At 69.3% G+C, this 10520-nt stretch carries 8 protein-coding genes and 1 pseudogene; all 9 read right to left on the bottom strand.

From position 1 onward, the window contains the following. The coding region (locus tag RUH65_RS14050; RefSeq protein WP_313818209.1) for an FAD-dependent oxidoreductase at window positions 1-1845 on the bottom strand (1845 nt) is incomplete at its 3' end. Next, window positions 1842-2966 (bottom strand): zinc-binding dehydrogenase, encoded by a 1125-nt coding sequence (locus tag RUH65_RS14045; RefSeq protein ID WP_313818208.1) that lies wholly within the window; start codon window positions 2964-2966, stop codon window positions 1842-1844. The genes RUH65_RS14050 and RUH65_RS14045, both read right to left, overlap by 4 nt. A 4-nt stretch (window positions 2967-2970) precedes the next feature. Continuing rightward, window positions 2971-3264 carry a YciI family protein gene (locus tag RUH65_RS14040; RefSeq protein WP_313818207.1) on the bottom strand — a complete coding sequence of 98 codons (294 nt, stop codon included), beginning with the start codon at window positions 3262-3264 and terminating at the stop codon, window positions 2971-2973. Between the two features lie 84 nt (window positions 3265-3348). Continuing rightward, complete coding sequence (locus tag RUH65_RS14035) at window positions 3349-4818, bottom strand: MFS transporter (RefSeq protein ID WP_313818206.1); 1470 nt, start codon at window positions 4816-4818, stop codon at window positions 3349-3351. Window positions 4819-4967: 149 nt separating this feature from the next. Further along, on the bottom strand, window positions 4968-5765 hold the full coding sequence (locus RUH65_RS14030) for an IclR family transcriptional regulator (RefSeq protein WP_313818205.1): 798 nt from the start codon (window positions 5763-5765) through the stop codon (window positions 4968-4970). Then, window positions 5765-6847 (bottom strand): DMT family transporter, encoded by a 1083-nt coding sequence (locus RUH65_RS14025; RefSeq protein ID WP_313818204.1) that lies wholly within the window; start codon window positions 6845-6847, stop codon window positions 5765-5767. Before RUH65_RS14025 ends, RUH65_RS14030 begins: the two co-directional genes overlap by 1 nt. 59 nt (window positions 6848-6906) lie before the next feature. Beyond that, window positions 6907-8682, bottom strand: a complete 1776-nt coding sequence (locus RUH65_RS14020) for an FAD-dependent oxidoreductase (RefSeq protein ID WP_313818203.1) — start codon at window positions 8680-8682, stop codon at window positions 6907-6909. 255 nt (window positions 8683-8937) lie between these two features. After that, on the bottom strand, window positions 8938-10173 hold the full coding sequence (locus tag RUH65_RS14015; RefSeq protein WP_313818202.1) for a GNAT family N-acetyltransferase: 1236 nt from the start codon (window positions 10171-10173) through the stop codon (window positions 8938-8940). A gap of 104 nt (window positions 10174-10277) precedes the next feature. Continuing rightward, window positions 10278-10520 (bottom strand): annotated as a pseudogene (locus RUH65_RS14010) (50S ribosomal protein L1); the annotation flags it as partial.

Genomic DNA, 10520 nt, shown 5'->3' with positions numbered 1-10520 from the left:
CGGTTCGGATTGGACTCCGGTCTCCCCGGTGAGGCTGCTTGGGGCGCGGCCGGTGGGGGCAAGGCCGGTGGGGGCAAGGCCGGTGGGGGCAAGGGAGGCGGAGGTGAGGGAGGTCCGGACGAGATGCCGGCCAGCGGCATAGGCGCGGGTAACGGCGGAGCCGATCGTGGCCCCGCCTCCGGGATAGGCGTCCCTGAAGACGGTCGCCGAGCAGTTGCCGGCGGCGTACAGTCCGGGCAGCGGGGTCCCGTTCCAGCCCAGGACTCGTCCGTCCAGATCGGTGCGCAGGCCGCCGGCGGTGCCCAGGGCACCGGGATGCACCTGGACGGCGTAGAACGGCGGGGCCGTGACCGGTGCCAGGCAGGGGTTGGGGACGTTCTGCGGGTCTCCCAGGTGCCGGTCCTGAGCGGAGGCTCCACGGCCGAACTCCGGATCCTCACCGCGTTCCGCGGCCGGGTTGAAGCGGGCCACGGTCTCCTCGAGGCCGGCCGGATCCACGCCGATGACCTCCGCCAGCTCACCCAGCGTGTCCGCACGGATCATCCAGTCCGGGGCCTCGGCCGGCCCGGAGAAGACCGGGTTGCCGGCGACGGGGTACCGGGAGACGAACCGCGAGTCCATCACCAGGTAGGCCGGGATGTTGGCGTACTGGGAGCTCGCGGGATCGATGTTGGCGAAGACCCGGGAGAAGTCGTGGTAGTTCAGGGCCTCGTTGACGAAGCGGCGGCCGGCGGCGTTCACCACCATGCCGCCGGGCAGGGTGGCCTCCACATTGCCCATCCGGCCGGAGGGCCGGCCGTCGTAGGTGGCACCATGGGCGGTGATCACCGGCACGCCCCAGATGTCCGTGGTCTCCGTGAACGAACCGCCCACGGACAGGCCAAGCTTCAGACCGTCCCCGGCATTGCTCGGCGCGGAGATCGGGGTGACGGGGAATTTCAGCAGGGTACCGGTCAACTCGGGCGACCATTCGAAGCCACCGGAGGCGATGACCACGGACGCGGCCGCGATCTCCCACTCTCCGGCAACGGTCACCTGCCAGCCGCCGGTGTCAGTGCTGAAGTCAGTGCTGGTATCCGTGCTTTTTTCAGTGTCAGTTTCAATGTCAGTTTCAGTGTCAGTGCTGGTGTCAATCTCAGTGCCAGCCGTTCGCCGCAGTCCCGTGGCCGGGGCAGCGGCCGCGATCACGACGCCGGCCTCCCAGGCCGAGGCGGTCAGGGCACCGGCCAGCGCCCCGCCCATCGTGCGCACCCCGCGCTCGGCGCGGTCGGCGAGCAGCGCGGGATCGGGGGCCGCGCCGTGCAGCTGGTCCCGCTCGTCCATGGTGATCAGGGGCAGGTAGGTCGGCGGACGCAGCGCCGTGGCCAGTCCCGGGACCACGGACGGGTCGAATTCCCGGTGGTCCAGGCCGCGGCCTCCGGTCGTGGCCCCTGGCCATTCCATGTGGTAGTCCGGCCGGAACAGCGGGGCGTAGTCCACCCGCGTGTTCTCGTCCAGGAAGCGGACCGCTTCGGCGGCCGTGGAGACGTACCACGAGATCTCCTCCTCGGAGAGCCTCCCACCCGTGGCCGCACGCAGGTAGGCGGCGGCATCCTCGGGGGTGTCCGTGAAGTCGCGCGATCCCATGAGGTGGTTGGCTGGGGCCCACATCACCCCTCCCCCGGCGGCGGTGGTGCCGCCGAGCCGGTCCGCCTTCTCCAGCACCAGGACCGAGGCACCGGCCTGGGCGGCCACGAGGGCGGCGGTCATCCCGGCGCAACCGGAGCCGATGACCACGAGGTCGTAGCGGTCTGCCAGTTCGGGAAGGGAGGTGAGGAGGGAACGGGTCTCCACGGCATCGGTCATGGTCGGCTGCCTCCTTCGGGGGACGCAGGGCGTGCTGGGCGTTCAGGGCGCTCAGGGAAGTCGATCGCGATCTTGCCGACGCCGGCCGTCGGGTCGACCAGGGTCGCGAAGGCGGCGTCGAGGTCGGTGAACGCGAAGCGGTGGGTCAGCAGGGCACCGATGCTGTCCTGGTGGCGGTCCAGCAGGTCCAGCGCCTCGCCGATGAGGTTCTGTGAATTGCGCGAGCCGAGCAGGTCGATCTCCTTGACCGCCAGGGTGCGCAAGGTCAGGCGCAGTTCCGCGTCGGAGATGCCAACGCAGACCACCCGGCCGGCCGTGGCCACCAGGTCCACCCCGGTGGCCACCGAAGCGGGGGCGCCGGTGGCGTCGATGACCAGGGACGGACCGTCTCCGCGGGTGAGCTGGTCCAGCACGGTCCGCTGCGCCGCCGTCGGGAAATCCCCGGGAGTGACGGCGAAGGTGCGGTCCGCGCCCAGTGCCGTGGCCAGCGTGAGCCGGGCGGGGTTCATGTCCGAGACGGTGACGTCACAGCCCAGGTCCTTGAGGTAGACGGTGGCCAGGAGGCCGATCGGTCCGGCACCGGAGACGAGGACCGTCTCGCCGGCCTGGGCGCGGCCGCGGTTGACGGCCTGCATGGCGATGGAGGCCGGTTCGGACATGGGCGCCAGGGACAGGTCCAAGGTCTCCGGAACCCGGTACAGCTTCTCCAGCGGGACGGCCTGCTCGGTCACCAGCGAGCCGTCCTCGTAGCAGCCGTAGACGCTCATGTGCCGGCAGGCGTTGACGCGTCCGATGGAGCAGGCGTGGCACTGCCCGCAATAGAACATCGGGGAGATGGCCACTCGGTCGCCCACCGACCAGCCGCCGGTGCCCGAGTCCAGATCCGAGGAATCGAGCGCGGCGATGGTGCCGGCGGCCTCATGACCCTGGATGATCGGCAGCTCGGTGGCGTAGTCGTCATCCCAGATGTGCGCATCGGTGCCGCAGAGGGTCACGGAGGCCATCCGGATGACCGCCCTGCCCGGCGCCGGCACCGGTGCCGCGATGCCGCGGTACTCGATGATGCGGCGGCTCGTGGTCACGGCGGCGGTGGCTGTGTGGTGGGGGGTGGTCGAGGTCATGAGATTACGCGGCACCCTCGATCGAGCCGAAGGCGATGTTCCACTTCCGCACCGTGCGCTCGGCGATGAAGCCGCCCTGATGGAAGGGGTCGCCGTTCATGATCCCGGTGACCTCGTCCACGGACTCGCCCCTGATGATCAGCAGGGCGCCCAGCGGATCGGCCTCGGTCAGCCGTCCGGAGACCAGGAGCGTCCCCTGTTCGTGGAGCCCGGACAGGAACTCCACATGGGAGGGTCGGGTCTCGGTCATTTCCTCGGTCTCGGGGACGTAGGCGTAGGTGACGGCGTAGGCGGTCATGGTGCTGCTCCTTCGGATGGGTTTTCTCTGGTTGTCTCGGCCTGGACCCGGCGCCGGTCCAGCGGTGGTCCGGTCGGCGTGCTGTCAGCGTGGGGCGGGCGGGCCGTCGTCGATCAGTTCGGGGTGCTCGTGGAAGGCCCGGCGTGCCCGCAACGGGCCCAACTCGGCCGTCGGCACCAGATGAGTCTCGCGGGCTGTGGAGATGGCCACGCACGAGATGACGACGGCCACCGTGACGAAGAGAGCGACCGGGATCCAGCCCAGGGTGCCGGGCTGGACGAGCAGGGCGGCGATCGTCGGGGCGAAGCCCGTGAGGATCAGGCCGACCTGGTTGCCCATGGCCATTCCGGTGTAGCGAACCGGAGCGGCGAACATCTCCGGGAAGAAGGCCGGCCAGACACCGTTCCAGCACGAATAGAAGATCGACTGGTTGATGAAGGCGAAGACGAAGATCAGGACCAGGTTCTGTTCTCCGATGGCCCAGAAGAAGCCCCAGATGGAGAGGACGCAGCCCACGGCCCCGATGAACAGCGTGACCTTGCGGCCGATCCGGTCGGCCATGCGCGCCGCCAGCGGGATGCTGACCATGGACAACCCCACGGTGATGACGTTGATGACGAGCATGGAGGTGCGGTCTATGCCGTGGACGCCGGTGGCGTACTGGAGCCCGTAGACGGTGACGATGGTCTGAATGACGGAGAAGAGCGTGATGAAGACGATCCGGACCACGTCACGCCACTGGGTCCTGAGCACCACCAGGGCGGGCAGTTCCGTCGTGACCTTCGCGGGAGCCAGTTCGGTGCGGGAAGCGGGATCGGCACCATGGTCGCCGCGGACTGCCGCGGTCTCGACCTCCTGTTCGAAGACCGGCGTCTCCTCGAGTTTGGTGCGAACCCAGTAGGCCACCACCAGGACCACGACGGAGACGAGGAAGGGAACGCGCCAACCCCAGGACTCGAACTGCTCGTCCGGCAGCAGCGCAATGGGAATGAACACGAGGTTGGACAGCACCATGCCGGAGGCGTAGCCCATCATCACCGAGCTAGAGAATTCGGCGCGGCGCCGCTGGGGCGCGTGCTCCAAGGTCATGGTGGCGGCACCGGCTGCCTCGGCTCCGGCTGAGAACCCTTGGGCCAGGCGGCAGAGCAGCAGCAGGACAGTGGCCCACACGCCGATGGTGTCGTACGTCGGCAACAGGCCGATCATCGTCGAGGCCACGCCCATGATGACGAGCGTGATCATCAATGCCGTCCGTCGTCCGATGCGGTCGCCGATGTGGCCCATCACGAGTCCCCCGATCGGGCGGGCCAGATAGCCGGCACCGAAGGTGGCCATGGCGGCGACCGTGTTCACCACAGGATCGCCCTCCGGGAAGAACAGCCGGTTGAAGATCAGCGCTGCGGCGGTGCCGTAAATGAAGAAGTCATAGTACTCCAGCGTGGATCCCAGCCAGGACGCCAGTGCGGCCTTGCGTGCCTGCGGGCTGGCCTGACGCGCACTCAACGCTGAGGCCCCGTCGGCTTCGTCGACGGGCGTGCTCTTCGGGTCGGACACAGCCGCCTCCTGGGTGGGTTGGGGACGCCGGCACGTGCGTTCAACTTCTGTGACCGGCATTACCGACCATGGTGCTCTGCGCCACCCCGACTCCGCGCCCGCGTGCCCATTGAATGGGCAACCGCGTTTCCGGCGTTCCAGCCGCATCATCAGATCATGCGGCCGGACGGCCCCCTCGGACCGGACAACCCGCGAGAACCCATCTGCCGTGACAGCCCACGGGCCGCTGCCAGCAGGGCGGGAACCTGGATCTGGAGGTTGACCTGGTCCACCCGGGCCACGATCGAGATGGCCCCCAGCACTTTGCCGTCCGGGCCGAACACCGGAGCAGCCGTCCCCGAGGAACCGGCCACCGTGACTCCGCGCATGTGTATATAGCCCTCAGCCCGGGCCTGTGCGAGGCGCCGGCGCAATCCCACCTCGGTGATGCCTGAATCCCGGGTGTACCGGTCCCACGGCGAGGTGAGGAATTCCTCTTGCAGATGCCGGGGTGAGTGAGCCAGGATGACCAGGCCTGGGGCCGTGGAGAGCACGGGCAACCGTCCGGCGACCTTGGTCAGGTCCGTTGGCACATCCTGGCTGATGAGTCGTTCCAGATAGATGATCGTACCGTCGTCATGGTCCAGGATCGCCAGCGAGGTGTTCTGCCGCTGTGTCACGTGCACGGCCTCCATGAACGGCAGTGCCGCCTGGCCGAACTCCTGATAGGTGGAACTGCGCTGGCCCAGTTCCCACAGCACCAGGCCGATCCGAAAGCGGCCGTCCGGGGTGCGCCGCAGCAGGCCCTCCTCGGCCATGTCCCCCGCCAGGCGATGGGCGGTGGAGGTGGACAGACCAGTACGCAGGGCCAATTCTGAGGCCGTGAGATCCGGATGTTCCGCGTCGAAAGCATGCAGGACCCGCACCAGACGCTGGATCAGTGACTCGCCGGACCGTGAATTGGCCATCAGGAGGCCCCGGTCCCGGGCGTCTGCACCGGCTTCCGGCCCGCCTTCCGCACCGGCTTCCGCACCGGGTTCGGCAGCGGGTTCTGCAGAGACGACCGCAGCGTGCTGGAAGAGGCCAGCACCAGGGCCAGCAGCGTGACGACGGCCCCCGTCATGACCTGCCAGGTCACCTCGGCGCCGCGGGTGGGCCACACCGCGTCCACCACCAGCGATCCGGCCAACTGACCGGCCACAAGACCGAGGGTGAACAACAACGATCCGATGGTCCGCGTCAGCAGGGCACCGCCGATCACCACCACGGAACCCAGCAGGCCGCCGGTGTAGTACCACCAGTCCCCCGGGCCCCACGGAAGCCGGGCCAGACCACCGGCCGCGATCTGCGGTGCGGCGACCGCCAGCAGGGCCAGCGTCCCGATCAGGTAGTTGAACAGGACGAGCGGCTCGACCCGGCCCACGGCCGCGCCCATCACCGCGTTCATCGCCATCTGGGGCGGCTGGAGCAGTCCGCCGGCCAGGACGAGCAACAAGGGCAGGCCGAGGGCCAGGACCATCTCCGCACCTCCGGCACCCCCGCCGAACCCGCTTCCGCCTCCGCTCCCCAGCCCGCCCCCGAGCAGCCGCGGAGAGAGCGCCAGCCCGACGCCGGCCAGTCCCGTGAGCACGCCGACCGACCTCCGCAGGCTCAGCCGGTGGCGCCCCGAGGGCACCCACCCGGCGGTGTCCATCAGCGTCGAGGAGAGCATCTGGCCGGAGATGAAGACGAGGGAGAACAGCGCGACGCCCACGAGGTCCACGGTGACGGCCTGTCCGTACACGGCGAAGGCGCCGAGGAGTCCGGAGAAGACGAACACCCACGGGAACCGTCCCGTGGCCGCGCCTCGGACCAGCCGGACCACCCCGCGACGGTTGGCGCCGACCAGGCCGTTGACGAGCAGCATCAGCACCAGTCCGGAGCCGAAGGTCACCGTGGCCGCCAGGGAAGCGTCCCCCAGTTCGGCCCTCAGAGCGCCGGTGATCCGGGCCTGGACCGCAATCGCCACGCCGCCGGCCAACGCCAGGAGCAGCGACAGGGTCCGCCCCATGGGTGCCCCTCCTTCAGCGTCGGTCCATCAATCCATCAAGCCGTCAATCCTTCAAGCCCTCAGCCCGTCAGCCCCTCAGCAGCACTGGCGATTCCGGCCGCGTGGCGGGCCGCCAGCCAGCCGAAGGTCATCCCGGCACCGACCTGGGAGCCGGCCCCGGGGTACTCGCTGCCCATGACGGAGGCGGCGTCATTGCCCGCAGCGTACAGGCCCTCGAGCACCTCACCGTCCCGGCCCACCACCTGGGCCTGGGCGTTGATCTGGATCCCATAGGCGGTGGCCAGGGGGGTCGGGACCACGGCCACGGCGTAGAACGGCCCCTGCTGGATCGGTCCGATGTTCGGGTTCGGGGTGTGCTCCGGATCCCCGGCCACCCGCCCGAACATCAGCTCGCCCTTCTGGAAGTCCTCGTCCACACCGGTCTCGGCGAAACCGTTGTACCGGTGGACGGTCTCCTCCAGGCCGGCGGGGTCCACGCCGATCCCCTCGGCCAGTTCCCGCAGGGAGGACCCGCGGTGGAGGTAACCGTCATCGATGTACTTCTGCAGCATCGCGGCGGGCAGGTGCGGCATGGTGATCATTCCCAGCCCGTACTTCGCCAGGGTGCGCGCGTCCACCACGAGCCAGGCGGGGATGCTCGGCACCGTCCGGTGTGCGGCATACATGGCCCGGACGAAGCGGTGGTAGGAGTGTGATTCGTCCACGAAGCGCCGGCCGGCGGAGTTGACCGCGATCAGCCCCGGCTTCGCCCGGTCCCAGATATGCGGGAACACCACGGTGGAGCCGTCCGCCCGGGTCCCGATCGAGGACGGGAACCACAGGGCGTTCTCGCCGTTGTCCGTCCCGGCCGCCGCGCCGACGGCCTCACTCAGGCGCAGGGTGTCACCCGTGGCGCCCTCCCCGGCACGGGAGAATTGGGCCGTGGGCTCCGGGAGGAACCTCTCCCGCAGTTCGGGGCTCTGGGCGAACCCGCCGGCGGCCAGCACCACACCGTGCCGGGCCCGGATCCGCAGCTCGCGGCCCTGGTGGCCCACGACGGCGCCCGTCACGCGACCCTGGTCCCGCAGCAACTCCGTGGTGTAGGCGTTGCGCCATACCTCCGCGCCCCGGGCGAGCACCTCGGCGTACATGCGGGCCACGAGGGCATTGCCCATCACCAGCCGGGTGCCGCGCGGATTCCGGACCATGTCCAGGGCCCAGCGCGCACCCAAGCCCAGGGCCGTGGCGCCGGCCTTCGCGGTGCTGGCGGCCTTCTTGGAGAACAGGCCCAACAAAGTGCCGACCTCGGCCCGGCGCAGCATCATGGTTCCCCCCAAGAGAGCGAACTCGGGCACCGGAGGCCGGATGTGGCGGAATCGGCTCCGGCCCAGCGTGCGGCCGTCGAAGGGCTCCGGCTCCAGGGCACGTCCGGTCTGTCCCGTCTCCGGCAGCTCCGAGTGGTAGTCCACCACAGCCGGCGACCGCCGGAACGTCACCCCGAGATCCTCCATGTAACGCAACATGGCGGGGCCATGGTCCAGGTACGCCTGGCGCAGGGCCTTGTCCGACTTGTCCCCCACCAACCGGTCGAGGTAGCGCTCGGCCTTCTCGGCGTCGTCCGTGATGCCGTCCTCACGCTGGAAATGGTTGTTGGGGATCCAGCAGGTCCCGGCCGAGTAGGCCGTCGTGCCGCCGATGTAGTCGGTCTTCTCCAGGACCAGCACCGACAGCCCCTCCTGGGCACCCGTCAGGGCAGCGGCGAGGCCGGCGGCACCGGTACCCAGGACCAAGAGATCCACCTCGTGATCCCACGGGGCGAGCGTCGGACGCGTCGGTGCGGGAGGGTTCTCGGTCATGGGCCTGCCTTGTTCTGGGGTCTGCTGGGTTATGCCGGAGTCTGCCGGGGTCTGCTGGGTTCTACTGAGGTCTGCCTCGATCTGCAGGAGGGCTACTCAGGGCCGAGGCCTGCGTGTCGACTCGGATACGGCACCACGCCCGTGACCCGGCTCACGGTCCATCGTCACCCACGACCACCCTGACCGGGAGGCCGATTCCCATTCAATAGGAACAGCGGGAGTCTGAATGGGGAGCTTCTGTCACGTCTTCTTCGGTCATGCCCTCTTCTGCGAGGCCCTCTTCTGCCAGGCAGGGTGGGTGGCCACCGGCACGAACCCCAGCTGCTGATTGGCCCGCAGGATCGCCCCGTTCTCGGCGGCGTTCCAGGTGTAGAGGCGTTCGGTCTCCGGCTTCAGCCGCAACAGCTGCGAGACGTTGACGGCTTTCAGCAGCACGGCGAGTCCCCGGCCCCGGTGCTCCGGATGAACCAGGGTGTTTCCCTGGTAGGCCGCCTGGGGCAGATCGGCGAAGGTCTCGATGTCCGAGTGCCCGACGAGCCGACCGGTCGACCGGTCTAGCGCCGCCGTCGTGACGATGGACAACCCCATCTCCCGTCGGGCCCGTTCCTCGGCCCGCAATCGGGACACATCCCAGTGCTCCGCCACCCGCTCCAGGGCTCCCGCCGGTGCCTCGGCCGCCATCCGACCGAGCAGTCCGGCCATCGATCCGGCATGCTCCTCTGGGCAATCCCCCTCCCAGCCGATCAGGTCATAACCGTGTTCCTCGGCGGCCCCGGAGCCGGATTCAGCCAACAGGGCAGCACCGGCCGCCTCGCGCAGGTCCAGCACGGACGTCCACTCGACCTGAGCCAGCTCGTAGCCGTGGGCGGCGGCGAACGCCGCATCCGGCGCCTGCCAGCGGATCCGGTCCCGGCCGGCGTCGGGCACCGATTTCGAGGGCGGCCGGACGACCGGGGTCAGCCCGGTCTCCAGGGAGGTGCCGGAGACGAACACGGGGCCGGATCCGACGGCGGCCGGGTCCACCAGGGCATTGTCCGTCCAGGACTGCAGCACGGTGCGTCCTCGCCGCGCCGCCTCGGCTTCGGCCTCGCGCAGCAAGGCAGACCCCACCCCACGACGCCGGAAATCGGGGTGCACGGCGACGTCCACCTCAGCGGCGGTGGGCTGGGCGGTGGGCTGAGTGGCGGGCTGGGCATCCGCCGAGGCGCCCGGCTCCGAGGGCAGGCTCAGGGCGGCGTACCCGATGATGCGGTCGGGCCGATCTCCAGTCAGGGGCTCGCGTGCGACGGCATAGGAGGTGCGCACGTCTTCCCGGGAGGTGGCGCCGGCCAACTGGTTCTCCGGGGAGACGTAGAAGTCATTGTTGCCCCAGAACAGGGACGTCACCAGGTTGGCGAGTTGCGTCACCTGCAGGAAGTCCGCCGTGGTGGGCGGCATCGGCAACCGCGTCTGATCCAGGGCGTCGGGAAGGTCCAGCCATTCGATCCTCATGGTGTTCATGATGCCGCACCGGGCCGTGTGACCGTGTGCATTAACGCATCAGGGCCGGAACCGCGATCACTCGCTGGTTCCGGCCCTGATGATGAAGCTGGTGATCAGGCCTGGGCGGTCGCCGCAGTCTCGATCTTGACCACGTTCGGGTCCACCCGGATGCCGGGGCCGAAGGTCGTCGAGATGGTGGCCTTGGAGATGTACCGGCCCTTGGACGCGGACGGCTTCAGGCGCAGCACCTCCTCCAGGGCAGCGGCGTAGTTCTCGGTCAGCTTGTCAGCATCGAAGCTGGTCTTGCCGATGATGAAGTGCAGGTTCGAGTGCTTGTCGACGCGGAAGTCGATCTT

Origin of the sequence: Citricoccus sp., assembly GCF_032154715.1 — a bacterium.
Lineage (GTDB): Bacteria > Actinomycetota > Actinomycetes > Actinomycetales > Micrococcaceae > Citricoccus.
The sequence above is the reverse complement of the archived record's forward strand: the minus strand, read 5'-3'. Positions and strand labels throughout refer to the sequence as shown.

Coding starts and splice junctions, on each gene's coding strand:
- RUH65_RS14045 (WP_313818208.1), bottom strand. CDS start 2,966: ATGACCTCGACCACCCCCCACCACACAGCCACCGCCGCCGTGACCACG.
- RUH65_RS14040 (WP_313818207.1), bottom strand. CDS start 3,264: ATGACCGCCTACGCCGTCACCTACGCCTACGTCCCCGAGACCGAGGAA.
- RUH65_RS14030 (WP_313818205.1), bottom strand. CDS start 5,765: ATGGCCAATTCACGGTCCGGCGAGTCACTGATCCAGCGTCTGGTGCGG.
- RUH65_RS14025 (WP_313818204.1), bottom strand. CDS start 6,847: ATGGGGCGGACCCTGTCGCTGCTCCTGGCGTTGGCCGGCGGCGTGGCG.
- RUH65_RS14020 (WP_313818203.1), bottom strand. CDS start 8,682: ATGACCGAGAACCCTCCCGCACCGACGCGTCCGACGCTCGCCCCGTGG.
- RUH65_RS14015 (WP_313818202.1), bottom strand. CDS start 10,173: ATGAGGATCGAATGGCTGGACCTTCCCGACGCCCTGGATCAGACGCGG.